Here is a 25,717-nt window from a genome sequence, read left to right as displayed (position 1 = left end):
CGCTAGGAACTATCCAAACGGTGTTAGGAGCGGGAGAATGGACAGACAAGGCAAACGGCTGGTCAACATGATATGGCGAAGCATGGCGGAGTCGATCGGGCTCAGCCTTGTTTTGTTTGCCGTCCTGATCTACTTCCTTCAATCGGGCGGCTACTTGAGACCGTTCGGGACGTGGCAGGAGGGCATTCTGCTCTCCCTCTCGATGATCGCGGTCGTCGTGCTCATCGGCGGTTCCTACGGCTTATGGTACAGCTCCCGGATGAAGCACCGGCTGGAGACCCTGCGCGAGGTGATGATCTCGCTCGAGAAGGGCAACCTGAGCCGCTCCGTCCCTCCGCTTGGGGAGGATGAGATCGGGCGCCTCGGCGAACAGCTCAATGCCATCACGAAGAAGTGGGAGGAGCAGGTATCGTCGCTCCAGCGGCTGTCGAGCAACAATGCCCAGCTCGCGCAGAAGGCCAAGTATTCGGCCATCGTCGAGGAGCGGCAGCGGCTCGCCCGCGAGCTGCACGATGCGGTGTCCCAGCAGCTCTTCGCCATCTCGATGACGGCCACGGCGGCCCTCCGCACGCTCGATAAGGACTTCGATAAGGCCCAGCGGCAAATCTACCTCATCGAGGAGATGGCCTCGGTAGCGCAGTCCGAGATGCGTGCGCTGCTGCTGCATCTTCGGCCGGTCCACCTGGAGGGCAAACGGCTCTCCGAAGGGCTCATCGAGCTGATGCAAGAGCTGGCATCCAAAGTCCCCATGCAGATGGATTGGGAATTATCAGAAGAGATCAAGCTGCCGAAGGGGATCGAAGACCATCTCTTCCGGATCGCGCAGGAAGCCATGTCCAATGCCCTGCGTCACTCCAAGGCAACCCGCATGGAGTTAAGGCTCGTGAAACCTTCCCCTGATGCAGTACGTATGTTGATTCGTGACGACGGGGTCGGCTTCGACCTCGATACGAAGAAACAGGCATCGTACGGCATCGTGACCATGCATGAACGGGTGAACGAAATCGGCGGCTCGATGAATCTCATTACGGCACCGGGCAAAGGAACCCGGATCGAAATACGCATACCGATCGTAGCGGAAGGGGGGGCTCCCGATGGAGGAGACGACGATTAAGGTGCTTCTCGTGGATGACCACGAGATGGTAAGGATCGGACTGGCGGCCGTTCTCGGTACTGAGGACGGAATCGAAGTGGTAGGCGAAGCCAGCGGCGGGCAGGAGGGAATCCGGCTCGCCTTGGAATACAGGCCGGATGTCGTGCTGATGGATCTGGTCATGGACGGGATGGACGGCATCGAGACAACCCGGCGGCTGCTCCAGCAGCATCCGGACTGCAAGGTGATCGTGCTGACGAGCTTCATCGACGACGAGAAGATCTACCCGGTCATTGAGGCCGGCGCATTCAGCTACCTGCTCAAAACGTCGCGGGCGGCGGAGATCGCACAGGCCATCCGGGCAGCGGTAAACGGACAATCGGTCCTCGAATCGCAGGTGGCTTCGAAGCTCATGAACCGCTTCCGCCAGCCGAAGCCGGCCCATATGCCGCATGAGGAGCTGACCGAACGCGAGATGGAGGTGCTCCGGCTGATCGCCTCGGGCAAATCCAATCAGGATGTGGCCGATGAGTTGTTCATCGGGGTGAAGACAGTGAAATTCCATGTGACGAACATCTTGGCGAAGCTCGGCGTGGAAGACCGGACGCAGGCGGCTATTTATGCGTTCAAGCAGGGATTGGTGGAATAAGAGGGATCATGGACGGGGAGGCGGCAGAGCCGTCCCGCCAAACCGCTGGGGCTTAAGCCAAACAGCGGTTTTTTTGATAGATAAGAGCTTAAGGGGCAATGGGGATTCGTCAGTGCCTAGGAAGATACCAAGATTTACAGTACAGTTTATAGGCCTAATGATCTATTTTCCACTTGAGTCCGAAGGGGTCCTGCCATTACAATAAGTGTATACACACACATATTCAGACACCAGGAGAGGATACGATATGGCACTCGGGATTGTTCCGCTTACGGCCGTACATACGAGAAAAAACGCTTTCGACCTTTATCAGATTCCAGATGGGTATCCCGCTTATCCGCAGCAGGAACAAGGTCCGGAAGTCGGCGACATGAAACCGGTCGAGCCGTTCGACGAGATTGAGAAGAAGAAACAGGAAGCCAAAGAGTGGCAGGAGCAGGAGCAGCGCCGGAAGGAAGGCGACCCGGACGAGGCGGAGAAGAAACGGATGATGCAGCAGCTCGAAATGCTGAAAGCCTTCTACACCCACTTTACGCCGGACGGAGTCGGATTCCAAGCCGACAAGACCAAAGAAGCGCTGAAGCAGCTCCTGAGCAAGGCGATCGAGCAGAACGTCCAGCAGGACAAAATGACCTGGGAGTCGAAGCAGCACCAATTCCGGATGGAAATCAGCCGTGACGCTTACCTGAAGCAAGCGGCTGCCGTAGAACAGGAGAAACAGGCTGCCGCACGATCGGGAGCGGCGGAAGATCTGGCAACGGATCCGGCGCAAGATCAGCTGGAGATTTCGGAGATCCTGGAGGTTACACCTCTAGGCGGAAGCGGCAAGGACGAGAGCAAAGACGACCCGAAAGGCCGGGAACGGAAGTCCAGCTACAGGTGGATGAACTAATCGGACGAAATATATGCCGTTGCTATGTGGGCCGTGCGCTGGGAAGCGACCGGCCTATTCTGCGTTCTCTGGGGGCTCCTGGTACAGCACCTCTCCTTAAAATAACGCCAAAAGCGTCTCCTCTCATCTGTGGCTGACGGCTCCCTCGAGATGAAATCTTAAAGATTTCTTAAGGGATGAGAGGTAGAGGCGCTCCGTGTCGTCTAAACCTGTATGGTGCAAATTCCAGTACGGATGCTGACTGCAGTAGGGGCAGATAGCATCCCTTGGGTTCAGGGAGAGGGGAAGAGATGATGACGGGAGCGGCTTTGGAAGTTAGTGAGCCTGCGGGAATGCGATGGACCATCAAGGCCAAAACCGAGGTGCTGAAAATATACGAAGGTTATGCTTATCAGGTTGCTTACTATCTGCTGCAAAGCGAGGAAGGAGCCTTGGCTGCGGCGAAGGAGGCGCTGCTGGAACTGTACGGGTCCGAACCCTTCTATGAGGCTGCGCCGCAGGAGCGGGAGAAGCGGGTGAAGGCGACAGCCGTGCGTCATGCTTTGAAGGTAAGGAGCCGCGGGGCGCATGAAGAGGCTTGATAGGGGATCGGCAGGGAGCTCCGGGGAATCTGCCGCTGCGGGCATCCACGAAAAAAAAGCATGGGGCGGTCCGTTGGGGGACTGCTCCATGCTGTGCAGGGTAAACCGGACTAGGCATAGGTATCCAGAAGCAGGCCGGTGAAGGAAGCAGGCTTCCCCTGCCCGTACGGATTCGGCCTCTGGCGCAGCACCTGCGAACCGGCCATAGGCAGGTTACCCGGGCCTCCGCCCTGGGCCGGCGGTATGAGTCTGCGGAGGCTTGCGGCCGCCGCGGCCTGGGATACATCCGCAGGTCCCTTGGCCGCCTGCCCGGTCTCGCGGTCATAGGCGGCCGACGTCTGAGGGGAGCGTCCTGCCGGTTTCCGCCGGGCGGCCGCGGCATCCGCCAAGTGGAGGAGACGGCGTTCTTCCGCTTCCTGCCACTGCGCCTCGGAACGGTAAATTCCCGTGACCTTCGCTACTGCTGTAATCATATGACCGCCCTCCGTTCGATTGTTCCGATGATCTGTCTCCATTATACCCCAGCCTGCCGCTGCCGTAAATTACAGTCCTTGACACATTCTTGGCGGATATCGTATGATAATCTATCAATTAGCCTTAACCGAAGGAGCTCGTGCCCCTGATGAACTGGGTTCACTGGATTGTCATTGCCGGCGTATTGGTGTTATCCATCGCCTTTTTGGCTTTTGTTGCCAAGAAATACATGAAGTAGGAAATAGATGCCCCAAGAACCGCGTACCCCCCCCTCCCCCCGAAAGAAGCATCGAATCCACTGCCCCTTCTGCATCATGGGAAGCAATACATTAACCTTCCTCCTCCGCTCCTCATAAGCTAGCAGAGAGAAGCTATGTACAGGAAGGCGGTACTGCCCATGATCCGCAAACGAATCCCCCGCCAGGACGACACCATTATATTCAAATTGATCGAAGACCTGCTCCTGCCTTATGCAAGGCAGACGAAGCCGGGGCTGCAGCTCAGGCCGTCCGCGATCCGCAAGCGGCTTGCAGAAGGCCTGACTTATGTCGATACGGCGGCCGGACGCAAGCCGGCGGGTTTTATTCTGCTGAAGCCGAAGGAACGGGAGAGGCTTCGCGTCGATCTGCTTGCGGTGGGCCGTGCCTACCAAGGCCTTGGCATCGGCCGGAGGCTGATGGAGAAGGCCGAACGGACAGCGGGCATGTACGGCTGCAGGGAGGTCGAATTGTGGGTGGATGAGGCGAATGCCTCCGCCCAGCGCTTCTATGTCCGGCTCGGTTATCAGGCGGTTCATTACGATAGCCGTCTCCGCTGCTACCTGATGATCAAGCCGCTGATGTAGCATATGCTTTGCCGAAGGGAGCTTCCGAGTCGAAACGGGGGCTTTTCTTATTAAAAATCCTTGATCGACAAGGTTCGAGCAAAGGTTATTTTTTTGTAAATTAAGTTCACAGTACCTATTGACGCAACCCACATTCTGGTAAAATGGAGAAAGCGTTATCATGCAGCCTCTGCGCACCTTTGGTTCAACGGTTAAGAAGTATATTGCCCGCAGCCTTATACTGCTTCGTCCGTTCCCGGCAGCTGTTATAACCTAGACCTACAGAATGGAGGGATGATTGATGAAACAATGGATGACACTGCTGTTCCTAACGCTGGGACTGGGAATGGCAGGTTCAATAGGCGTTAGTTCCTCCGCTCATGCGGAAGTGCCGGTCTCACAAGGAAAGAAAGCTGCGGCAAGCAGTGTCACGGGGGCAACCTACGGACCCGCCCGGGCGCTCGATGGGAACATGGGGACCTCCTGGTCGCCCGGGAGCAGCCAGACGCCTCCATGGCTGATGGTGGATCTTGGCCAGCGTTACGATGTACGCCAGATCCGGACTGTGTATACGGACCGCAGCAGCATTTATAAATATGTGATCGAGTTCTCCAGCGACAATGAAACCTGGTACCCTTATGCGAGCCGGATGAAGAATACCACTGTGCCGGCAGGTACGGGCTACGTGGATTCGGGGAATGTGGCGGCCCGGTATGTCCGGATTACGACCTCCGGAAGTACAGGCGGCAAGAGGGCCATTGCGGAATTCCAGGTCTATGGCTCGGCGGCGGAGGTTCCTCCGGAGAGCGCGCTCTCGGAGATCCGGCTCGAAGAGACCGATCTCCAGCTCGAGCAGGGGGATGCCCATCCGCTTCAGGTCCTGGCCGTATACTCGGACGGCCGCACGGAAGATGTGACGGCCTCCGCCGCCTATGTCTCCAGCAAGCCGAAGATCGTCTCGGTAACGGCGGCAGGCGTGCTTAAGGCCAAGACGGAGGGAGAGGCCAAGATTACCGTAACGTACGGCGGGAAGAAAGCTGCGGCTGAAGTTACTGTAGGGACGGCCACAAGCCTGGAGGCGCTCGAAACGAACGCTCCGGCCCGTCTCGGCAAAGGGAAGACCCATCAGCTGGAAGTCACGGCTCTGTACGACGATGGTTCGGAAGAAGCCGTGACGCAGGGGATCAAGTATGCGAGCTCCCGTCCTTCCGTTGTATCCGTGTCCTCCAAGGGAGTCTTGACCGCCCGGGCGGAAGGGGAAGCGGTCATCACTGTCTCGTACGGCGGGATCTCGACCCAAGTGGAGCTGACGGTCGGTCCGCTGCGGGAGCTGCAGTCGATCGGAGTGGACGCACCGGCGCAGCTGGCTATCGGAGACGTTAAGGAACTCACGGCCAGTGCCCTGTACTCGGACGGATCGACCGAGGAGCTGAACAGCGGCGTCACGTTCGCTTCCTCGAATCCGGCTGTTGCTTCGGTCACCTCGCGTGGCACCCTGCGGGCGGTGGCGCTGGGACAGACCGACCTGACCGTCACCTATGGCGGGAAGAGCATTACGGCGCATATTACCGTAGGGGATTCTCATACGACGCTCGATTCGTTATCGGTCGATGTGCCGGCGAATCTCTACCGGGGGCAATCGTACTCGCTGACGGTTACGGCCTATTATGCCGACGGCACCTCGCAGGATGTGACGGACGAAGCCACCTTCTCGAGCAGCTCGACGTGGATCGCTTCCGTATCTTCAGCCGGTGTGCTGAAGGCCGGCAGCACATCCGGCACGACGAACATCAAGGTGAGCTACGGGGGACTGACTTACGACGCATCCGTATCGGTGAGCGGGTCGAGTTACAACGGGATTTCGTCCCTGACCTTCTCTCCGAGCTCCTTCTCGCTGAATGCGGGAGGAAGCAGTTATTTCTCGCTGACGGCCTATTACAATAATTCCTACAATAACGACTATGATTATGACAATGATTACGATTCGGTTGTAACCTCCTCGGCCAGCTACACCAGCTCGAATCCTTCCGTAGCGACGGCCGACACGAGCGGCTATGTGCGCGGGCACGCGGCGGGCAGCGCTACGATCACGGCTTCGTACGGCGGAACGACCGCTACCGCTTATGTCAGCGTATCGGGCAGCAGCGATACACAGACCCCCACATGGGACAGCGGGGCGGAGCTGACGGCTGCGGACGCCGGGGACTCCCAGGTGACCCTTACTTGGGGCGGCGCCACCGACAACGTGGATGTCACGGCCTATAACGTGTTCCAGGGCTCCACGGAGCTCACGTCCCTCTCGGAATCTTCCCGCAGCTATACGGTTACAGGACTGACCGCGGGTCAAAATTACCAGTTCTCCGTGGAGGCGGAGGATGCGGCCGGGAACCGCTCCACGAAGCTCAATGTTTCGGCTACGGCGGGAAGCGCGGGGACGGACGGAACCCAGCTGCAGTCCAATGGCGGGGCAGGGAACGGCAGCCACGGCTACAACAACGGCACCGGTTATGATGGCAGCACCAGCTATACTCCTGCCCCCGCCGGACAGGAGCGGACGATCACGGCGACGATGCAGTCCGGGATGACCCCGGAGGGCGAAGTCCAGAGCCAAGGGACGGTAGATGAGGCGTCGCTGTCCGAGGCGCTGAGCGGCGTTGGCACGGGCACGGTGATTATCCAGGCGGCCGGCGCAGGCGATTCGGCAATCGTGAATCTGCCCGCGGCTCCATTCCTGAACGGGACGACGGCGGCGGGAATCCGGGTGGCAGTCCAGCTGCCTTCGTTCAAAGGAAGCCTGCCTGCGGCTCTGCTGCAGAAGGCTGCGGCAGCCGGTGACGGCTCGGGGATTCTCTCGATCGTGACGAAGGTCCGCACGGACCAGGCGAGCACACTCGCCCAGGAATTGGCAGCCAAAGAGGGCGCCAGTCTGCTGCTTCCGCATCCGGTGGAGCTGCAGCTTCTCAGCGGAAGCCAGGAGGTGACGGATTACGAAGGCCAGTACGTCGAGCGTACGGTGACCCTGGAGGGCGCCGCTGCCGGGGCCGGCCAGCCGTCCGCCATGTGGCTCGATCCGCAGACGGGCAGCTGGGGCTACCTGCCGGCGAAGTCCGGGACGGCTCCGGACGGACGGCAGACGCTGACGGTCAAAGCCCCGCAGGGCGGCATCTTCACCGTCAAAGCCGCGGCGAAGTCCTTCGCGGACACGGCGGCCCACTGGGCGAAGGCGGACATTGAAGAGCTTGCATCCAAGGGCGTCGTCACCGGGCTGGATGAACAGCGCTTCGCTCCGGACCAGGCAATCACCCGGGCCGAACTGTCCGTACTGCTAGTACGGGCGATCGGACTGGAGAATGCGCCGGGAGGGAACGGCGAGTCCGGCTTCCGGGACGTCGGGCCGGACGCCTGGTACGCGGGAGCTGTGGCCGAAGCGGTCAAAGCAGGTCTGATCGACGGCTACGAGGACGGCACATTCCGTCCGATGCAGGTCGTGACCCGGGAGCAGACTGCCACCTTGTTCCAGCGGGCGATCCGCTTTGCCTCCGGCCAGCAGCCGGCCGTGCAGGCGGATCCGGCAGGCGAAGCTTCGCCTCCGGCCGGAACCCTGGCCGGAGCGGACGAGAGCTTCGATGACGGAGCGGCGGACGGTGCCGCCGGAGGCATCATCGGTCCGGGCAGCCCAGCCGTGCCGCCGGGCAGTGCCGCCGGCGGGCCGCTGAGCCGGTTCCGCGACGGGGCGAAGGTAGCCCCATGGGCGCAGGAGGCCGTGGCCTTCGCGCTGGAACAGGGCTTCATGCAGGGCGTGACCGACCGGATGTTCCAGCCGCAGGCGAACACGACGCGCGCCCAGGCGACTGCGATGCTGAAGCGTCTCCTGCAGCGCTTGGATTTTTGATGGCCCGTACCCCACAGAGGGGGCGCGGATGATAGCGTAACAAGCCAAAAAGGGCTGCTTCCCATGGGGGAAACAGCCCTTTTTGTGAACCGCGTCGCATGTGAACCCGCAGCTGTCTTATCCTCGCCTCGGCGCGGGCGAATCAGATCAGCACGAAGAGCAGCGCAATCAGCGCAAGGTCCAGCAGGATCGGGGACGGATAGAAGGGGGTATACGGGTAGGGGCCGGGATAAGGTCCATTGCCTAGGGATTGGGTCGATGCGTCGGGCCGGCCTGCTTTTTTGGCGGTTCTGCCTTTTTTACGGGCGAGGGATTTCTTGCCGGCTACGGCCAGATTGGAAGCGCCGCCGGCTTCTTCGACTTCGTTCAGGACGAGCTTGCCGTCGCTGATCCGGCTCAAGGTGCCGTATATCTCGCTGCCGTCCCGAAGCAGCAGGACGACAGGCTTGCCGTAATGGGGTTTGCATTCTTCTTCGCAGATGTTATGAATCCGTTTCATGGGGGTTCGCCTCCGTAAGGGTGCATTCTACATTCCAGTTTATGCGGCATCTGTCCCGGAGTTCCGGGCGGTCGCCCATTCGGCAGTTGTCCAATGTCTTCCAGAAATAGGAGGGCATTTGCCAGTGGCGGCCGTCATTTGCCGAGTTTTCCGCCCGATTATTATTGAGAATCCTTCTCGCAGTATTGAATCTGCTTCCGGTTTTCGATATGCTAAGGGATGAAGAAGGACAGGCAGCATTTGCCTGTTGCCTCCCATTCCAACTAAAGAAAGAATGAGGTAAACATGACCAGTGCCGTGTACTTGATTTTCGGAGCGACCGGGGATTTGGCCCGGCGCAAGCTTTTTCCGGCGTTCTACAGCCTGTACCGGGAGCGTAAGCTGGGCGACCGCTTCGCCGTTATCGGCCTGGCGCGCCGGCCCCGTACGAACGAGCAGTTTCGCGATGACCTGCATCAGTCGATCGAGGAGTTCGCCCGTTACAAGGTGACGAAGGACGAGCAGTGGGAGTCGTTTGCCGAGCATTTCCAATACATGTCGCTCGATATCAACAATGTGGACGGGTTCAAGCAGCTGCGGGAGCTGACCGATGAGCTCGATGCCAAGTTCGAGATAGGCGGCAACCGCCTGCACTACCTCGCGTTGTCGCCTGAACTCTTCGGGAGCGTATCCCATAACCTCAAGGAGGGCGGGCTGCTGGAGTCGGCAGGCTGGAACCGCCTCGTGATCGAGAAGCCGTTCGGTTACGATCTGCAGTCGGCTGAGAAGCTCAATGCGGAGATCCGCCAGGTGTTCGAGGAGAAGGATATTTACCGGATCGACCACTATCTCGGCAAGGAGATGGTGCAGAACATCAACGTCGTGCGGTTCGCCAATGCCTTCTTCGAGCCGCTGTGGAACAACAAGTATATCGCCAACATCCAGATTACGCTCAGCGAGACCGTAGGTGTCGAAGAGCGGGGCGGATACTACGACCACTCCGGCGCCCTGCGCGATATGGGCCAGAACCATATGCTGCAGATGCTGGCGATCATGGCGATGGAACCGCCGAGCCGTATGCATCCGGAGGATATCCGGGACGAGAAGGTAAAGGTGTTCCGCAGCCTCCGCGGGTTCCAGACGGCGGCCGAGGTGCGTGCCAACACGGTGCGCGGCCAATATGCCGACGGGACGATGAAGGGCCAGCAGGTGCGCGCTTACCGCGACGAGGATTCGGTGAATCCCGAGTCGACGACGGAGACGTACTTCGCCGCCCGGGTGTTCGTGGATAACTTCCGCTGGGCGGGCGTGCCGTTCTATATCCGCACAGGCAAGCGCCTGCCGGTGAAGACCACCGAGGTTGTGGTGGAATTCAAGAATGTGCCGAACAACGTCTATCTCTCCCGCAAGCATAAGCTGGAGCCGAATCTGCTCGTGTTCCGGGTCAACCCGATGGAGGGCATTTATTTCAAAATGAATGCGAAACAGCCGGGCTCCGAAGGCACGATCGTGCCGGTGGCGATGGACTTCTGCCAGAGCTGCCAGGTTGGGCTCAACACGCCTGAAGCGTACGAGCGTCTGATCTATGACGCTGCCCGCGGCGATTCCACTTACTTTACCCGCTGGGATGAAGTGGCGCTGGCTTGGAAGTACGTCGACAAAATTGCCGCCGAATGGGGCGACCGTACCGAAGACCTGCAGCTGTACAGCGCAGGCACATGGGGACCGGAGAAAGCGCAGCAGCTCGTAGCCGAGGACGGCTTCCGCTGGTGGCCGGTGAACGGACAAGACGAAGGCGAAGTGGCTTGGGAGAACGGCCGTACCCTCGTCTAATCCGTCGCTGGAAGGATGACGTGCTGCCGGAAGATAACGAGAGGGAGGCGTTCGGATTGCTGAAGCTGTACGACATCTCGTCGGTGATCCGTCCGCAGATGCAGGTCTGGAAGGACCTGGAACACAACCGTCCCGTCTTCCAGACGGTGCGCAGCCACGATACGGGGGAGACCCACGAAACGCGGATCTCCCTCGATGCCCATACGGGCACGCATCTGGATGCCCCGCTGCACATGCTTCCGGATGGGGCACAGATCGAATCGATTCCGCTGCAGGACCTGATCGGTCCGGCGCGGGTGCTTGATCTCACCCGTGTGGAGGACGGCATCACCCGTGCGGATCTGGAGCCGCTGGCGATTCAGCCGGGGGAGTGGATCCTGCTCAAGACGAAGAACTCCTACTCCGAGGCTTGGGACGACGGGTTCGTTTATGTGAAGCAGGACGGCGCGGAGTATCTTGCGCAGCTGGGCATCAAGGGCGTCGGAGTAGACGGCCTGGGTATCGAGCGGTCGCAGGAAGGGTACCCCACGCACCGCTCCCTGATGCGGCGCGGTGTGCTGATCCTTGAGGGCCTGCGGCTGAAGGACGTGCCGGCCGGAAGTTACTTCTTCGTCTTGGCGCCGCTGAAGCTCGAAGGCATCGAAGCCGCTCCGGCACGGGCCTTCCTTATGGGTTCTTAGAGCGGCGGTAGGCCGATGAGCCAGAAATAGCGAGCACACGAATAACCCGGCGCGGGCTGCGCCGGGTTATTGGCAGTGTCCAGGGCCTGCGGAGGCGGATTCCATCTCGGCCTGCCGTTCAGGTTGGGAGAATCCCGTGCGGCTCATGCTATTTTTTGGCTGGCTGTATGCAATACAAGGCAAAACGCGGTATAATATAGGGATGAACGAATGTAAAGCAGCATAGGAACGACCGGGAGGCTGAGACCATTGTGACACGGCGTACATTTATCCGCTTATTGCTCGGCATTCTGGTGATACTGGGAGCAGCGGGCACCGGTCTGTACAAACTGCTCAAAGCACAGGAAGAGGTTCTGGTGCTGGAGCAGCCTGATCCGCAGCCGGCCGCCGTACCCCCGGCAGACCAGGGAACCGATACGAAAGAACCGCTGTTCTCGATGATGATATTCAGCGACCTCCATATATCCGAGGACGATCCCAATACGATCAAGCATCTGAAGCAGGGCATGGACGATCTGCAGCGTCTGGGCTCTCCCGTCGATGCGCTTGTCATTACCGGGGATCTGACCGAGTACGGGCGGGAGAAGGATTACAGGGAACTGAAGAAGATTCTGTCGGCCTACACGCTTCCTCCCGTGCTGGCGAATATGGGGAACCACGATTATTATGATATCTGGATCGATAAGTTCGGGGCCTTCAACAAAGCGTCGGCGCCGAACGGCAAGACGGACCAAGGGTCGCGCGAGCGGTTCCAGACTTTCTTTGGCCTGGAGAAGCCGTATCATGATGCGTGGATCAACAATCATCACGTCATCCTGCTGTCCCAGGAAACCTACGTGCAGGAGAAGCCGGAGGTCGGCGAAGGGGCCTGGTACTCGGATGAGCAGCTGAACTGGCTGAAGGAGAAGCTCGCGGCACACAAGGACGGCAGACCGGTGTTCGTGATGACCCACCAGCCGCTGCCCCCCGCCGGTCAGGACGGCGGCTCCCACCAGCTCATCCGGGCGAAGAAATTCCGCGAGCTGCTGAAGCCTTACAAGAATGTCTTCGTCTTTGCCGGCCACCGGCATCAGGACTTCCATGGGACGACGGAGCATTACGTCCGGGAAGGGTACCATTATTTTCACAATTCCTCGGTCGGCCGCGTGCTGAACCGCAGCTACCAGAATGCCGCCAAAGAGAAGGCGCAGGCGCTGTACGTTCAAGTATACCGGGACCGGGTTACGCTGCGGGGCAGGGATCTGGCAGGGGGCGCCTGGCTGAAGGAAGCCGACTGGACGGTCAAGCTCGCTTAATCCCCGGGACCCATCCGCAGTTCCAATACAAGTTCAGAGAGGAACTCTTGAAGATATGAGCAACGGAATATCCGAGAAATTGAAAGAAGAAGTACAAAAGCGCCGCACCTTCGCCATCATCTCCCACCCCGATGCGGGGAAAACGACCCTGACGGAAAAACTGCTCCTCTTCGGGGGCGCCATCCGTCTCGCCGGTACGGTCAAGGGCCGCAAAGCAAGCCGCCATGCGACAAGCGACTGGATGGAAATCGAGAAGCAGCGGGGCATCTCCGTTACTTCGTCGGTCATGCAGTTCGATTATAACGGCCACCGGGTGAACATTCTCGATACCCCGGGCCACCAGGATTTCAGCGAGGACACGTACCGTACGCTGACCGCAGCCGACAGCGCCGTGATGCTGATCGACTCCGCCAAAGGGGTAGAGGCGCAGACGAAGAAGCTGTTCCAGGTCTGCCGCAAACGGGGCATTCCGATCTTCACCTTCATCAACAAGCTCGACCGCGAAGGACAGAACCCGTTCGACCTGCTCGAGGAATTGGAACAGGTGCTCGGGATCCGCTCGTATCCGATGAACTGGCCGATCGGCATGGGCAAACAGTTCTGCGGCGTATACGACCGCAAGCTGACCCAGGTGGAGCTCTTCCAGGGGGACGATCACCGGGAGATCCGGGTACGCAAGGTCAGCGGGTATGAGGATCCGATCGTCAAGGAAATCGCTGGGGAGTTCTTCTACGACCAGCTCGTGCAGGATCTCGAGCTGCTGGATGTAGCCGGCGACGAATTCGACTACGAGAAGGTGCGCAGCGGCGAGCTGACGCCGGTCTTCTTCGGCAGTGCGATCAATAACTTCGGCGTACAGACCTTCCTGGAGAACTTCCTGCAGCTGGCGCCGATTCCGACCACGCGCAAGAGCAATGTCGGCGAGATCGACCCGCTGAGCGAAAAGTTCACGGGCTACATCTTCAAGATCCAAGCGAACATGAACCCGGCCCACCGCGACCGGATCGCGTTCCTGCGGATCTGCTCCGGCAAATTCGAGCGGGGCATGTCCGTGAAGCACGTGCGTGCGGGCAAGGACATCAAGCTGGCCCAGCCGCAGCAGTTCCTGGCCCAAGACCGCGATATTGTCGAGGATGCTTATCCCGGCGACATCATCGGCCTGTTCGATCCCGGGATCTTCCGGATCGGGGATTCGCTCGCGCAGGGGGGCGGCATTGAGTTCGACGAGCTGCCTACGTTCTCGCCGGAGATTTTCTCCAAGGTGACGGTCAAGAATGCCTTGAAGCACAAGCAGTTCCAGAAGGGCGTCGACCAGCTCACGGAGGAAGGCACGATCCAGGTCTTCAAGACGATCGGCTTCGAGGATATGATCCTCGGTGTGGTCGGGCAGCTGCAGTTCGAGGTGTTCGAGTATCGGATGAAGGGCGAGTACGGCGTGGATGTGCAGCTCTCGCGGATGAGCTATCAGTTCGCCCGCTGGCTGGTCGGCGACGATATCGATCCGTCGAAGTTCCGCATCAATTCCCAGCTCGTGAAAGACAAGAAAGGCAACCATGTGGCGCTGTTCGAGAACGAGTATGCGCTTCGCACATCGATGGAGAAGAATCCGAATCTGAAGTTTCTGGAAATGGCGCCGTAAGTCTGCGCTTCGTATGGAGAGCCCCGTACCGGTCTGTGGACCGTACGGGGCTTTTTGCCGCGCCATTGCTTTGGGCAGCCTGCTCCTATGACCCGGGAAATGAAGGATCGCGCTGCCCGCAGCGGACGAACTGCGTCTTGCCGGCTGCGGAAGAAAAGGAGTTTAGGCCAAACCGGGTAGGCCGCTATCCCTAACCAAGCGCTCCGGCGGGGCATACAATATGGTGGGTTCCAGGAAGTCAGTTCAAGAAAGGCAGGGCGCACTATGCGGATCTTACTCGTAGCGCCGGAGCAGTATCCCGTCCCGTCGGCCAGCACGTCCGTGGAAATTTGTATGCTGTCGATCGCCAGGCAGCTGGCCAAGCGGCATCAGGTCACCCTTCTGTCCAGAGAAGCTCCGGGACTTCCCAGGCGCTCGGTAGAGGGAGGTCTGACCATAGAACGGGTGAAGACAGGATCTCCGAAGCGATACCTTCATACGGTGCTGCAGGTTGTCCGCGGCCGGTCGTATGACATCATCCAGGTGGATAACCGGCCAAGGTTCATTCTTCCGTTCAAGTCCCTGTTCCCTCGAACGCCTGTCGCCCTGTTTCTTCATTCCTTGAATTTTGTTTCGAGGCGGCGGATTGCACGGCGTGCGGCAGCCGCCTGCTTGGGGCGCGCCGATCTCATCTTGGTGAACAGCTCCTCACTTCGGAAGGAAATCTCGCGGAGGTTCCCTGACGCGGCATCGAAGATTCACCGGATTCCCCTAGGCGTGGATCCGCAGCGCTTCACGCCGTCCCGTCGGAGGACGACGGAGCTAAAGGAGCACAAGCGCCGTCCCTTCACGGTGCTGTACTGCGGCCGGTTGATCCGCCAGAAGGGCATCCCGGTGCTGATGCGGGCGGTGAAGCTGGCGTCGGGGGGCGTCCCGCAATCTGTGCGGCTGGTGGTGGCTGGCGGCTCCGGATCGCCGGCCTACGAGGCGGAGCTGCGAAGGCTCTCCCGCCGGCTGGGAGTCGCGACCCGGTTCCTCGGGACGGTGCCTCACGGCAGGATGCCGCAGGTCTACCAGGGGGCCGACTGCTTCGTCTGTCCGTCCCAAGGGCACGAAGCGTTCGGCCTTGTGAACGCCGAAGCCATGGCCTGCGGCATTCCGGTCATCGCCGCATCGAACGGAGGGATCCGCGAACTGGTAAGGCACGGCCGCACCGGCCTTCTCGTGAAGAACTTCCGCAGGCCGGAGGGGTATGCCTCAGCGATCCGGAGGGTGATGACGTCTCCACGGCAGGCGGGGAGGCTGGCTGCGGCGGGCAGACGGGCGGTGCTGCGGCGTTACACCTGGAAGCGGACCGCCGCCCGGCTCTCCGGGGTGCTCGAAGCCGCAAGGAGCAATCAGGAAAGGTAGGTAGCCATGGAGAAGCGCAAGTTTCCAAGACATGTCACGAGCAAATGGGCCAAAACCCAAGTGCTGTTGAAGAGCAGAATGCTCAGGTCCTATATCCCGGAAACCAGAACCATGTCAAGGCAAACCCTGCAGGAGATGCTTCAGGCGTATGGGATGGTGTATGTCAAGCCGAACAGCGGGACCTACGGCATAGGGGTGATGAAAGTCGAGCGTGGAGATGAGCACGGTTCATCCGGGTATGCGTTCCACGTCGGAACAAAAGTGCGTACGTTCGGCGGATATGACGAGATGTACGATGCCATTGCGAAGCTGGTGAAGTCCCGCTTTTATTTGGCACAGAAGGGGATTCATCTGTTGAAGTACGGGGAGCGAAGGTTCGACCTGCGGGTGATGGTGCAGAAGAATACGTCGGGGTGCTGGGAATGCACCGGGGTCATCGGCAGGGTGGCGGCCGCGGGCAAGGCGGTCACGAATGTTCATAATGGAGGCACCCTGGTATCTGCCGAGAAGCTGCTCTCCGGCCACACATCGGCAAGGGGGCGCAATGCCCTGCTGAAGCGGCTGAGGCGGCTGGGGCTGTCTGCCGCCAAGAGGCTGCATGTCCGATATCCCGGCATCAAGGAAATCGGGCTGGATGTGGCGATTGACGGAAGGCTGCATCCCTGGATTCTAGAGGTTAACACGCGTCCGGATCCGTTCATCTTCCGCAAGCTGAAGGACCGGCGGATCTTCTACCGCATCTACCGATATGCCAAGGCTTACGGCAGACTGTAAGTGGTACGGTAGGCCGGGGGATGTCCGGGCAGGCGGCAGCTCGCAACCTTGGGCCGCCGCTTGCTGCCGCTCCTAAGGGGCGGTTCCGGCGCGCCGCTGATAGCACTGACGATCCGGCCGGAATCTAAGCAGGCAGGCTGTGCCGCTGCGGGGAGCTTGCGGTTAAGGGGCAGAGCGCGGCACCGGACAGGACAAGCTGTGAGAAGACAAGCGGGCGCGCCTGTATCAGGCAAATAGGTATTGACACTTCCGAGAACATCATGAGACAATGTACACGCGTACAGAACGCGCGTACATTGTTGTTGTGAAAGGAAGGTGCCGTCTATCGTTACCCGAAAGGAAGTCGCTGAGTTAGCGGGGGTATCCGAAGCGACGGTCTCCCGAGTGTTCAACGGGGTAGGCCCGATGAAAGAGGAGACGAAGCAGAAGGTGCTTCAGGCAGCTGCGAAATTAAACTATCATCCGAACGCGATTGCTCAGAGCTTTGCCCGCCGTCGAAGCGGCAACTTGGGCGTAGTGCTTCCTTACGTGCCGAAGGTACATATATTCTCGACCTATTATTTCTCCGAAGTGCTCAGCGGGATCGGCGAGCAGGTGAAAGCTTCGGGCTATGACATGCTGCTCATGTTCCGTACGCCTGGCGAAGACAGCGATTACAGCGGGATGTTCCGCTCACAGAAGGTTGACGCCTGCATTATTCTGGGCGCAACCGACAGCCCGGGCGAGAGAGAAGAGCTGCTGAAGCTGCAGCGAAGCGGCTTTCCCTTCTGCCTGGTGAATCAGCACTTCGCGGGAGAGAGCTTCAACGAGGTGGATGCCGATCACGAGGGAGGCAGCTATCAGGCGGTGCGCCACCTGATCGATAACGGCTGCCGGCGGATCGCCTTCCTGAGCGGTTCACCCGAATATTCGAACTCCGCCGACCGTCTGAGGGGCTACACGGCGGCCCTGAGGGAAGCGGGGATTCTGGGCGAAGGCGCGCACCGCCGGGAGGATCTGCCGCCCCATTGGTATTACGAAGGGAATTACAGCAGAACCTCCGGTTATAAGGCTGCCTTCGAACTGTACCCCCACTTAGGGGAGCTCGATGCGGTGTTCGCTTCCAATGACCGGATGGCGATCGGCCTGATTCAGGGTCTGCGGGAGCTGGGCGTCTCCTCTGGAGAGGAACTGCCGATCATCGGATACGATGACTCGGTCGAAGCCAGGGTCACGGATCCGCCCCTCACTTCTGTCGCCGTCCCGTTCTTCGAGATGGGCAAACTTGCCGCCCAGACCCTGCTCCGGCGAGTGACGGGCAGCAGTGAAGAAGTCCCCTCCTCCCCGAGCCGCCACAAGCTGGATACGAAGCTGGTCGTCCGGCTCTCCAGCCGGGTACAGCATTCTTAGTAAGGAAGATCTAGTCAAAGGAGCTGCTAACCGCTATGAAAGAGTTCGGAATCGGAATGATCGGATACAAATTCATGGGCAAAGCCCACAGCCATGCTTACCGGGACCTGCCTATGTTCTTCCCGCAGGTGGCCCGTCCCGCGATGAGAGCGATCTGCGGACGGGATGCGGAAGGCGTCGCCCAGGCGGCCAGGCAGTTCGGCTGGGACAGCTATGAAACCGACTGGAGAAAGCTGCTGGAGCGCGATGACATCGATCTCGTCGATATCAATGCGCCGAGCGATGCGCACAAGGAGATCGCCCTGGCTGCGGCTGCGGCAGGCAAGCACGTCTTCTGCGAGAAGCCTCTCGCGCTGACGCTTGCCGACTCCCGGGAGATGCTGCAGGCGGTCGAGGCCGCCGGCGTGAAGCACATGGTCGGCTTCAACTACCGGTTCGCCCCGGCGGTCCAGCTCGCGAAGAAGCTGGTGCAGGACGGACGCATCGGACAGATCTATCACTTCCGCGCCTGGTTTCTGCAGGATTGGATCGTGGATCCGGAATTCCCGCTCGTGTGGCGCCTGCAGAAGGAGATTGCGGGTTCCGGTTCGCACGGCGACCTCGGCGCGCACTTGATCGACCTGGCGCACTTCCTGGTGGGGGATATGCAGGAGGTGATCGGGATGAGCGAGACGTTCGTCAAGGAGCGTCCGGTACCGAGCTCCATGACAGGCCTCAGCGCCAAAGGAAGCAAGGATGCGCCGAAGGGGCCGGTCACAGTCGATGATGCGACCTTGTTCCTGACCCGCTTCGCGAATGGGGCGCTCGGCAGCTTCGAAGCGACCCGCTTCGCGCCGGGCCACCGCTGCACGAACTCCTTTGAGATCAACGGCAGCAAGGGATCGGTGAAGTTCGATTTCGAGCGGATGAACGAGCTGCAGGTCTACTTCACGGACGATGCGGAGGACGTGCAGGGCTTCCGGCGCGTACTCGCCACCGATCCGGCCCATGCATACGCCGAAGCATGGTGGCCGCCCGGCCATACGATCGGCTACGAGCACACGTTCATCCATGAGACGGTGGAGCTGCTGCAGGCCTTGGCGGAAGACCGCCAGCCCGTACCGAACTTCCATGACGGGGTGAAGTGCCAGCAGGTGCTCGAAGCTGTGGATCTCTCGATCGAACAACGCCGGTGGGTGCGTATCGAGGAACTGTAACCGCTTTAATGGAATGTACAATCCGAGGAAGAGGAGAGATCCCAGTGAAGAAAGCATTAATCGTATGGGGCGGATGGCTCGGCCATCAGCCTGAGGAAGTGGCGGGCGTGTTCCGCCGCTTGCTCGAGAACGAGGGCTTCGAGGTGGAAGTCTCGGATACGCTGCAGGCGTTCGCCGACGCGGAGAAGCTCCAGAGTCTGGATCTTATCGTTCCGTGCTGGACCATGGGGGAGATCTCCCAGGAGCTCGTGAATCACGTCTCCGCTGCCGTCCAGAGCGGTGTAGGGCTTGCAGGCTGCCATGGCGGCATGTGCGACTCTTTCCGCACGAATGTAGACTGGCAGTTCATGACCGGCGGCCAGTGGGTCGCGCACCCGGGTAATGACGGCGTGGAATATACCGTGAACGTGAAGCACAGCTCCTCTTCGCTGCTCGAAGGGATCAAGGATTTCGGGGTGAAGACCGAGCAGTATTACCTCCATGTCGATCCGGCGGTCGAAGTGCTCGCGACTACGCGCTTCCCGGTGACGGCGGGTCCGCACTCGCCGAACGGGGCGGTCGATATGCCGGTCGTATGGACGAAGCGCTGGGGGAGCGGGCGCGTATTCTACAATGCGCTCGGCCATCAGGCGGATATCGTAGAGCTGCCGCAGGTCAGCGAGATGATGCGCCGCGGCTTCCTCTGGGCGGCCGGAGGCAAGGGAGCCGCTGCCGGGCAGGAGGGCACGGCGGCCTACACCGGAATGGCTGACAGTCAGTTGTAACTGCTAGGGAGGGAGATGGGAAGTATGGAGAGGAAGCTGAAAGTAGGTATTATTGGCTGCGGTAAGATCAGCAGCATCTATATGGAGAACTGCCGGACCTATCCGGTATTGGAGGTGGCCGCCTGCGCCGACCTTAACGTCAGCCGGGCCGAGGCCAGCGCAGCGCAGTATGGCATTCCCAAAGCGTGCAGCGTGTCGGAACTGCTGGCGGATCCCGAGATCGACATCATCATCAACCTGACGATCCCCGCTGCCCATGCTGAGATCTGTATCGCGGCACTGGAAGCGGGCAAGCATGTCTATGTGGAGAAGCCGCTGGCGGTGACCCGGGAGGAAGGGCAGGCGATCCTAGCCAAGGCGAGTGAGAAAGGAAAGCTTGTCGGGAGTGCGCCGGATACATTCCTCGGGGGCGGGATTCAAACGTGCATCAAGCTGATCGAAGACGGCTGGATCGGCACGCCGGTCGCCGCCTCCGCCTTCATGATCGGCCGCGGCCATGAGCACTGGCACCCCGATCCTGAGTTCTACTACGCCAAGGGCGGGGGGCCGATGTTCGACATGGGGCCGTACTACCTCACGGCGCTCATCGCCATGCTCGGGCCGATCCGCCGTGTCACAGGCTCGGCGAAGATCTCGTACCCCGAGCGTACGATCCTCAGCCAGCCGAAGTTCGGCAAGGTGATTCCGGTGGAGACGCCGACCCATGTCGCTGGCGTGCTCGACTTCCACGGCGGGGCGATCGGCACGATCATCACCTCGTTCGACGCGTTCGGCGGGGCGGATGTCCCCCGCATCGAGATCTACGGCAGCCAGGGGACCTTGAGCGTTCCGGACCCGAACACCTTCGGCGGACCGGTAAAGGTGCGGCGCTACGACAGCAAGGAGTGGCATGAGCTGCCGCTGACGCACGGCTATGCGGAGAACTGCCGCGGCCTGGGGGTACTGGACATGGCCTATGCCGTGAAGAACGGACGGCCGGCCAGGGCGGGCGGCGAGCTCGCCTACCATGTGCTCGAAGCCATGCACGGCTTCCATGATGCATCCGAGCAAGGCCGGCATTATGAGATGCAGAGCTCTTGCGAGCGGCCCGCCGCAATGCCGCTTGGTCTGGTCCACGGGGTAATGGATTAGGGCGGAGCAGCGGGAGCTGACGAATAAAGAGCGCAGGAGAAGGTCTCCCTGCGCTCTTTATTCATATTCGTATTGCCCGAACAGGTGGTTTATCCGGATGGCCGGGCATCAAGGGACGACAGCCGTCCGATTTAGGCCAGATGTTCTTTTAAGGTCGTTACGAGCTGGTTCTGCAGGTCGCTCTCGCTGTTCTTCCAAATGATCTCGAACAGGACGCCGAGTCCCGGGAGCACGCGTTCTTCCCCGTCCACGGAATCCGCTATGATTTCGAAGATTTCTTCGTCGCTCTTGTCGTGCACCCGTTGGACGATCGCCTGACGCAGATTTAAGTTCATGATCGATTCCTCACTTTTCTCTTGTCGTCATTTCCACTTCTGTTACTATGCGCACTCCGGGCCTTTTTCATGCCGGGGTGCTCTTTTTTGGTGCGGCGGTTTACTTTTGTTATAATGAGGATAATCGTACATAGGAAGCTCTGTCAGGGAGAATCGGAAAGGGGAAGGACTCATGAAAAAGCAGTTTGTGGTCATCGGCATGGGCCGCTTTGGCACTTCCGTAGCCAAGACGCTCTCCAACCTGGGCTTTGAGGTACTCGCAATTGACAGCGACGAGGTGCGGACGCAGGAAATATCCAATATGGTGACGCATGTCGTCCAAGCGGACTCTACAGACGAAGAGGCGCTTCGGGCACTGGGACTGCGGAATTTCGACGTAGTGGTGGTCGCCATCGGTGAGGATATTCAGGCCAGCATCCTGACGACCATCATCTTGAAGGAGATGGGCGTGCCTAAGGTGATCGTGAAGGCCCAGACCGAACTGCACGGCAAGGTGCTCCGCAAGGTGGGAGCCGACAAGGTCGTCTTCCCGGAGCGGGATATGGGTCAGCGGGTAGCGCATCACCTGATCTCATCGAACATTATCGATTATATCGAACTGTCGGAGGATTACAGCATCGTCGAGATTCTGGCTTCGGGGCAGCTCGTCGGCAAAACCCTGCGGCAGCTCGATATCCGGGCCAAGTACGGATGCAATGTCATGGGCATTAAGACCGGCGACCGGATGAATATTGCCCCCTATGCGGATGATATCATCAAGGTGAATGACATCCTCGTGGTCGTCGGCAAGAATACGGATCTGCAGCATTTTGAAATGACGTTCGGAGAGTAGGAGTCGTGTAGCATGGAGAGAAGAGGAACAGGGAGAGCGGGAGCGGAGGAAGTCATCCGTTCTCTTCAAAATCCGCGGGTCAAGCAGTGGACGGAGCTGCAGAGCCGCAAAGGGCGGGAGAAAACAGGACGATTCCTCGTCGAAGGACACCACTTGGTGCAGGAGGCGCTTCAGTCGGATGCGATGCCTGACACGCTGGTCTACTCCGCCGACCGCCGGGGAAGCTGCCGCGAGCTGCTCGTAGAAGCGGCGAGGCAGGGCATCGAGTGCGTGGCGGTAGGCGAGGAAGTGCTCGCCAAGTGTACCGATACGGGGACGCCGCAGCCCGTCTTCGCGGTCGTGCCGCAGCTGCCGTGGCGGCCGCAGGATCTGCTGCAGGCCAGCGAGCGTGACGGCCTGGTCGTCGTCGTCGACGGCATGCAGGATCCGGGGAACCTTGGCACGATCATCCGCAGCGCGGATGCGGTGGGGGCCTCGGGCGTGCTGCTTGGCAAAGGCACGGTAGACTTGTACAACCCGAAGACCGTCCGCGCGACGATGGGGTCGATGTTCCATCTGCCGGTCGTGCAGGGCGACCTCGCCGAATGGCTGCCGGCTGCCGCGGAGCGCGGCGTGCAGGTGGTCAGCACTTCGCTGCAGGGGGCGGTCTCGTGCTACGAGCACGACTTCCGCGTCCCGACCTGGTTCGTCATCGGCAACGAGGGGCAGGGGGTATCCCCCGAGGTGCAGGAGCTGGCGGAGCACCGCGTGCTGATCCCGATGGCCGGCCGCGCCGAGTCGCTGAACGCAGCGATGGCGGCCACCGTCGTCTTGTTCGAGGCGATGAGGCAGAGGGGCAGCAAGTAGGCTTGGTTTATCGGGGAGAAGCAATAATATGGGGAAGAAACTCTCGAATGAAGGAGAGTTTCTTTTTTTTATATGTGGATCATTACGCATTGACATACTATGGGGGGGTATAGTATAAATGAGATATAAGGAATAACGAACCCAGACCAATCCAATTACGAATGGACATGCGAGTGAAGGGAAAGGTCCGTAAGATCGGTAGTAAGTCTATAGTTAGGGCCTGATTATCGGAGACTTCCTCAATAAAAGCATTGAAGCTGGGCTTAAGTATAGAAAGGAGTTGGATTTATGACCACATCACAGGCGACACTTCAAATAACGGGCATGACCTGCGCGGCCTGCGCCAACCGGATCGAGAAGGGGCTCCGCAAGCTGAGCGGAGTAGAGTCGGCGAACGTCAACTTTGCGCTGGAGAAAGCTACGATTACGTTCGACCCGGCCGCCGTAGACCTGAGCCAAGTCGAGCGGAAGATCGGCGATCTCGGCTACGGGACCTTGAAGGAGACGGCAGAGCTGGCGATTACCGGTATGACCTGCGCGGCCTGCGCCAACCGGATCGAGAAGGGGCTGGGCAAGCTTCCGGGGGTCTCGAAGGCTGCGGTGAATTTTGCGATGGAAACCGCCCATGTCGAGTATTCCGGTGCGGAGGTGTCCGTAAGCGACATGCTTCATAAGGTGGAGCAGCTCGGATACAAGGCGGCCCCGAAGGAAGAGAACGCAGGCGCCGCGGAACACCGGGAGGAGGAGATCCGCAGGCATAAACGCAAACTGGCGGTCTCCGCGGTCTTATCCCTGCCGCTGCTGTGGGCTATGGTGGGCCACTTCAGCTGGACTTCCTTCATCTGGGCGCCTGAGATATTCATGAACCCCTGGTTCCAATTGGCCTTGGCGACGCCGGTGCAGTTCTGGATCGGAGGGCCATTCTATACCGGTGCGTACAAGGCACTCCGCAACCGGAGCGCGAATATGGATGTCCTGGTGGCTCTCGGCACGTCGGCCGCGTACTTTTACAGCATCTATCTGACGATCCAATGGTCGGAGTCCGGCGGCCACCATGTGCCCGAGATGTATTACGAGACCAGCGCCGTTCTGATTACGCTGATCCTCATGGGGAAGCTCTTCGAGTCCCTCGCCAAGGGGCGTACGTCGGAAGCCATCAAGACGCTGATGGGGCTTCAGGCGAAGACGGCCCTGGTGCTTCGGGACGGGGCGGAGATCAGCATCCCTGTCGAAGAGGTAGTCACAGGCGATATCGTGCTCGTGAAGCCCGGAGAGAAGATTCCCGTCGACGGAATCGTCCTGCAAGGGAACTCCTCCGTGGATGAATCGATGCTGACGGGCGAGAGCATCCCGGTAGGCAAACAAGAGGGGGATGCGGTCATCGGCGCCACGCTCAACAAGAATGGATCCCTGCAAGTGAAGGCCACGAAGGTCGGCAAAGAAACGGCTCTGGCCCAGATTATCAAGGTTGTGGAAGAGGCTCAGGGCTCGAAGGCGCCCATTCAACGGGTCGCGGATCAAATCTCCGGCATCTTCGTTCCCATCGTTGTCGGGATCGCTCTAATCGCCTTTGGGGTGTGGTACTTCTTCGTATCTCCCGGCGACTTCGCCGAAGCGCTCGAGAAGGCGATTGCGGTGCTTGTCATAGCATGCCCGTGCGCACTCGGGCTCGCTACGCCGACCTCCATCATGGCCGGCTCAGGGCGTTCTGCCGAAGCGGGCATTCTCTTCAAAGGCGGGGAGCACTTAGAGACGACCCACCGGATCGACACGATCATCCTCGACAAGACCGGAACGGTCACCAAAGGCAAGCCGGAATTGACCGATGCGGTTACGGCGGCAGCCGGGAACGAAGAGGAGTTCCTGCGCCTGGTTGGCACGGCAGAGAAGAATTCCGAGCATCCGCTGGCGGAGGCGATCGTGAAAGGGATTCAGGACCGGGGGATCCGGCTCGGGGCGGCAGACTCGTTCGAAGCGGTACCGGGGTTCGGCATCCATGCGGTGGTGGAAGGGAAGGATCTGCTGATCGGCACCCGTAAGCTGCTGGCGCAGCATGCCATTGACTTTGAGCCCATCCTGCCGCTGATGGAGAGCCTGGAATCCGGCGGCAAGACGGCTATGCTGGTTGCCGTTGACGGTTCTTATGCGGGACTGGTGGCCGTCGCCGATACCATCAAAGAGACCTCGAAGGAAGCAGTCGGACGGCTCAAAGAGCTTGGCATAGAGGTCATTATGATCACCGGCGATAACAAGCGCACAGCCGAAGCCATCGGGAGAGAAGCAGGCATTGACCAAGTGCTGGCTGAAGTGCTTCCCGAGGGGAAAGCAAATGAAGTCAAAAAGCTTCAGGCGCAGGGCCGCAGAGTGGCCATGGTCGGCGACGGGATCAATGACGCTCCGGCGCTTGCCACGGCAGACATCGGGATGGCGATCGGCACCGGTACGGATGTGGCGATGGAAGCGGCGGACGTCACCTTGATGAGAGGCGATCTCAATAGTATTCCGGACGCGATCTTCTTGAGCAAGAAGACCATGGCGAATATCAAGACCAATCTCTTCTGGGCACTGGCTTACAACGTCATCGGCATTCCTATCGCAGCCGCAGGCTTCTTGGCTCCTTGGCTTGCAGGGGCAGCCATGGCTCTCAGTTCCGTGTCGGTCGTACTCAATGCGCTCCGGCTGCAGAGGGTGAAGCTGTAACAGGAAAGAAAGATGTTCGAAAGATGTTCTTT

The 25,717-nt window shown here is 59.9% G+C and carries 22 protein-coding genes; 19 read left to right on the top strand and 3 right to left on the bottom strand.

Annotated elements, in window-relative coordinates:
• The first annotated feature begins 37 nt into the window (after positions 1-37).
• From O9H32_RS25655 to O9H32_RS25640, 4 genes are all read left to right on the top strand, one after another.
• A complete protein-coding gene (locus O9H32_RS25655; RefSeq protein ID WP_269868976.1) occupies positions 38-1,114 on the top strand; it encodes a sensor histidine kinase in 1,077 nt (358 codons plus the stop codon).
• Positions 1,095-1,742 (top strand): response regulator, encoded by a 648-nt coding sequence (locus O9H32_RS25650; RefSeq protein WP_269868975.1) that lies wholly within the window; start codon positions 1,095-1,097, stop codon positions 1,740-1,742. Before O9H32_RS25655 ends, O9H32_RS25650 begins: the two co-directional genes overlap by 20 nt.
• Positions 1,743-1,989: 247 nt before the next feature.
• The gene (locus O9H32_RS25645) at positions 1,990-2,634 is read left to right on the top strand and encodes a hypothetical protein (protein ID WP_269868974.1); all 645 of its coding nucleotides are present in this window, start codon (positions 1,990-1,992) and stop codon (positions 2,632-2,634) included.
• 290 nt (positions 2,635-2,924) lie between these two features.
• Positions 2,925-3,215 (top strand): hypothetical protein, encoded by a 291-nt coding sequence (locus O9H32_RS25640; protein ID WP_269868973.1) that lies wholly within the window; start codon positions 2,925-2,927, stop codon positions 3,213-3,215.
• 110 nt (positions 3,216-3,325) lie between these two features.
• On the opposite strand, the gene O9H32_RS25635 is transcribed toward O9H32_RS25640, so the two are convergent.
• Positions 3,326-3,688 (bottom strand): hypothetical protein, encoded by a 363-nt coding sequence (locus tag O9H32_RS25635; protein WP_269868972.1) that lies wholly within the window; start codon positions 3,686-3,688, stop codon positions 3,326-3,328.
• 398 nt (positions 3,689-4,086) lie between these two features.
• On the opposite strand from O9H32_RS25635, the gene O9H32_RS25630 reads away from it, so the two are divergent.
• Positions 4,087-4,533, top strand: a complete 447-nt coding sequence (locus O9H32_RS25630) for a GNAT family N-acetyltransferase (protein ID WP_269868971.1) — start codon at positions 4,087-4,089, stop codon at positions 4,531-4,533.
• Positions 4,534-4,813: 280 nt separating this feature from the next.
• A complete protein-coding gene (locus O9H32_RS25625; protein WP_269868970.1) occupies positions 4,814-8,404 on the top strand; it encodes an S-layer homology domain-containing protein in 3,591 nt (1,196 codons plus the stop codon).
• A 142-nt stretch (positions 8,405-8,546) separates the two neighbouring features.
• On the opposite strand, the gene O9H32_RS25620 is transcribed toward O9H32_RS25625, so the two are convergent.
• Complete coding sequence (locus tag O9H32_RS25620; protein WP_269868969.1) at positions 8,547-8,903, bottom strand: hypothetical protein; 357 nt, start codon at positions 8,901-8,903, stop codon at positions 8,547-8,549.
• Positions 8,904-9,188: 285 nt separating this feature from the next.
• On the opposite strand from O9H32_RS25620, the gene zwf reads away from it, so the two are divergent.
• The 10 genes from zwf to O9H32_RS25570 all read left to right on the top strand — a co-directional run bounded on the left by zwf (position 9,189) and on the right by O9H32_RS25570 (position 20,972).
• A complete protein-coding gene (gene zwf, locus O9H32_RS25615) occupies positions 9,189-10,715 on the top strand; it encodes a glucose-6-phosphate dehydrogenase (RefSeq protein ID WP_269868968.1) in 1,527 nt (508 codons plus the stop codon).
• Positions 10,716-10,771: 56 nt separating this feature from the next.
• Positions 10,772-11,395: a cyclase family protein gene (locus O9H32_RS25610; protein ID WP_269868997.1), complete on the top strand. Its 624-nt coding sequence runs from the start codon at positions 10,772-10,774 to the stop codon at positions 11,393-11,395.
• 251 nt (positions 11,396-11,646) lie between these two features.
• The gene (locus tag O9H32_RS25605) at positions 11,647-12,690 is read left to right on the top strand and encodes a metallophosphoesterase family protein (RefSeq protein ID WP_269868967.1); all 1,044 of its coding nucleotides are present in this window, start codon (positions 11,647-11,649) and stop codon (positions 12,688-12,690) included.
• A gap of 55 nt (positions 12,691-12,745) precedes the next feature.
• A complete protein-coding gene (locus O9H32_RS25600) occupies positions 12,746-14,329 on the top strand; it encodes a peptide chain release factor 3 (protein ID WP_269868966.1) in 1,584 nt (527 codons plus the stop codon).
• Between the two features lie 264 nt (positions 14,330-14,593).
• Positions 14,594-15,718, top strand: a complete 1,125-nt coding sequence (locus O9H32_RS25595; RefSeq protein WP_269868965.1) for a glycosyltransferase family 4 protein — start codon at positions 14,594-14,596, stop codon at positions 15,716-15,718.
• A gap of 6 nt (positions 15,719-15,724) precedes the next feature.
• The gene (locus O9H32_RS25590) at positions 15,725-16,492 is read left to right on the top strand and encodes a YheC/YheD family protein (RefSeq protein ID WP_269868964.1); all 768 of its coding nucleotides are present in this window, start codon (positions 15,725-15,727) and stop codon (positions 16,490-16,492) included.
• 315 nt (positions 16,493-16,807) lie between these two features.
• Complete coding sequence (locus O9H32_RS25585; RefSeq protein ID WP_269868963.1) at positions 16,808-17,881, top strand: LacI family DNA-binding transcriptional regulator; 1,074 nt, start codon at positions 16,808-16,810, stop codon at positions 17,879-17,881.
• A 35-nt stretch (positions 17,882-17,916) separates the two neighbouring features.
• Positions 17,917-19,077, top strand: a complete 1,161-nt coding sequence (locus O9H32_RS25580; protein WP_269868962.1) for a Gfo/Idh/MocA family protein — start codon at positions 17,917-17,919, stop codon at positions 19,075-19,077.
• Between the two features lie 44 nt (positions 19,078-19,121).
• On the top strand, positions 19,122-19,841 hold the full coding sequence (locus tag O9H32_RS25575) for a ThuA domain-containing protein (protein ID WP_269868961.1): 720 nt from the start codon (positions 19,122-19,124) through the stop codon (positions 19,839-19,841).
• Between the two features lie 24 nt (positions 19,842-19,865).
• Positions 19,866-20,972 carry a Gfo/Idh/MocA family protein gene (locus tag O9H32_RS25570; protein ID WP_269868960.1) on the top strand — a complete coding sequence of 369 codons (1,107 nt, stop codon included), beginning with the start codon at positions 19,866-19,868 and terminating at the stop codon, positions 20,970-20,972.
• A 131-nt stretch (positions 20,973-21,103) separates the two neighbouring features.
• On the opposite strand, the gene sspI is transcribed toward O9H32_RS25570, so the two are convergent.
• Positions 21,104-21,307 (bottom strand): small acid-soluble spore protein SspI, encoded by a 204-nt coding sequence (sspI, locus tag O9H32_RS25565; RefSeq protein WP_269868959.1) that lies wholly within the window; start codon positions 21,305-21,307, stop codon positions 21,104-21,106.
• Positions 21,308-21,479: 172 nt separating this feature from the next.
• On the opposite strand from sspI, the gene O9H32_RS25560 reads away from it, so the two are divergent.
• The 3 genes from O9H32_RS25560 (at position 21,480) to O9H32_RS25550 (ending at position 25,685) form a co-directional block, all read left to right on the top strand.
• Positions 21,480-22,139, top strand: coding sequence for a potassium channel family protein (locus O9H32_RS25560; RefSeq protein ID WP_406627380.1), 660 nt, complete (start codon positions 21,480-21,482; stop codon positions 22,137-22,139).
• Between the two features lie 12 nt (positions 22,140-22,151).
• Entirely contained in the window at positions 22,152-22,985 is an 834-nt protein-coding gene (locus O9H32_RS25555) for a TrmH family RNA methyltransferase (protein ID WP_269868958.1), read from the top strand.
• A gap of 288 nt (positions 22,986-23,273) precedes the next feature.
• A complete protein-coding gene (locus O9H32_RS25550) occupies positions 23,274-25,685 on the top strand; it encodes a heavy metal translocating P-type ATPase (RefSeq protein ID WP_269868957.1) in 2,412 nt (803 codons plus the stop codon).
• The last annotated feature ends 32 nt before the right edge of the window (positions 25,686-25,717 follow it).

It is taken from the genome of Paenibacillus caseinilyticus (genome assembly GCF_027533645.1).
GTDB lineage: Bacteria > Bacillota > Bacilli > Paenibacillales > NBRC-103111 > Paenibacillus_G > Paenibacillus_G caseinilyticus.
The sequence above is the reverse complement of the archived record's forward strand: the minus strand, read 5'-3'. Positions and strand labels throughout refer to the sequence as shown.

Excerpts from the sequence above, each read along its gene's own strand:
- O9H32_RS25655 (WP_269868976.1), top strand. The coding sequence starts at position 38 with ATGGACAGACAAGGCAAACGGCTGGTCAACATGATATGGCGAAGCATG.
- O9H32_RS25650 (WP_269868975.1), top strand. The coding sequence starts at position 1,095 with ATGGAGGAGACGACGATTAAGGTGCTTCTCGTGGATGACCACGAGATG.
- O9H32_RS25645 (WP_269868974.1), top strand. The coding sequence starts at position 1,990 with ATGGCACTCGGGATTGTTCCGCTTACGGCCGTACATACGAGAAAAAAC.
- O9H32_RS25640 (WP_269868973.1), top strand. The coding sequence starts at position 2,925 with ATGATGACGGGAGCGGCTTTGGAAGTTAGTGAGCCTGCGGGAATGCGA.
- O9H32_RS25635 (WP_269868972.1), bottom strand. The coding sequence starts at position 3,688 with ATGATTACAGCAGTAGCGAAGGTCACGGGAATTTACCGTTCCGAGGCG.
- O9H32_RS25630 (WP_269868971.1), top strand. The coding sequence starts at position 4,087 with ATGATCCGCAAACGAATCCCCCGCCAGGACGACACCATTATATTCAAA.
- O9H32_RS25625 (WP_269868970.1), top strand. The coding sequence starts at position 4,814 with ATGAAACAATGGATGACACTGCTGTTCCTAACGCTGGGACTGGGAATG.
- O9H32_RS25620 (WP_269868969.1), bottom strand. The coding sequence starts at position 8,903 with ATGAAACGGATTCATAACATCTGCGAAGAAGAATGCAAACCCCATTAC.
- zwf (WP_269868968.1), top strand. The coding sequence starts at position 9,189 with ATGACCAGTGCCGTGTACTTGATTTTCGGAGCGACCGGGGATTTGGCC.
- O9H32_RS25600 (WP_269868966.1), top strand. The coding sequence starts at position 12,746 with ATGAGCAACGGAATATCCGAGAAATTGAAAGAAGAAGTACAAAAGCGC.
- O9H32_RS25595 (WP_269868965.1), top strand. The coding sequence starts at position 14,594 with ATGCGGATCTTACTCGTAGCGCCGGAGCAGTATCCCGTCCCGTCGGCC.
- O9H32_RS25590 (WP_269868964.1), top strand. The coding sequence starts at position 15,725 with ATGGAGAAGCGCAAGTTTCCAAGACATGTCACGAGCAAATGGGCCAAA.
- O9H32_RS25580 (WP_269868962.1), top strand. The coding sequence starts at position 17,917 with ATGAAAGAGTTCGGAATCGGAATGATCGGATACAAATTCATGGGCAAA.
- O9H32_RS25570 (WP_269868960.1), top strand. The coding sequence starts at position 19,866 with ATGGAGAGGAAGCTGAAAGTAGGTATTATTGGCTGCGGTAAGATCAGC.
- sspI (WP_269868959.1), bottom strand. The coding sequence starts at position 21,307 with ATGAACTTAAATCTGCGTCAGGCGATCGTCCAACGGGTGCACGACAAG.
- O9H32_RS25560 (WP_406627380.1), top strand. The coding sequence starts at position 21,480 with ATGAAAAAGCAGTTTGTGGTCATCGGCATGGGCCGCTTTGGCACTTCC.
- O9H32_RS25555 (WP_269868958.1), top strand. The coding sequence starts at position 22,152 with ATGGAGAGAAGAGGAACAGGGAGAGCGGGAGCGGAGGAAGTCATCCGT.
- O9H32_RS25550 (WP_269868957.1), top strand. The coding sequence starts at position 23,274 with ATGACCACATCACAGGCGACACTTCAAATAACGGGCATGACCTGCGCG.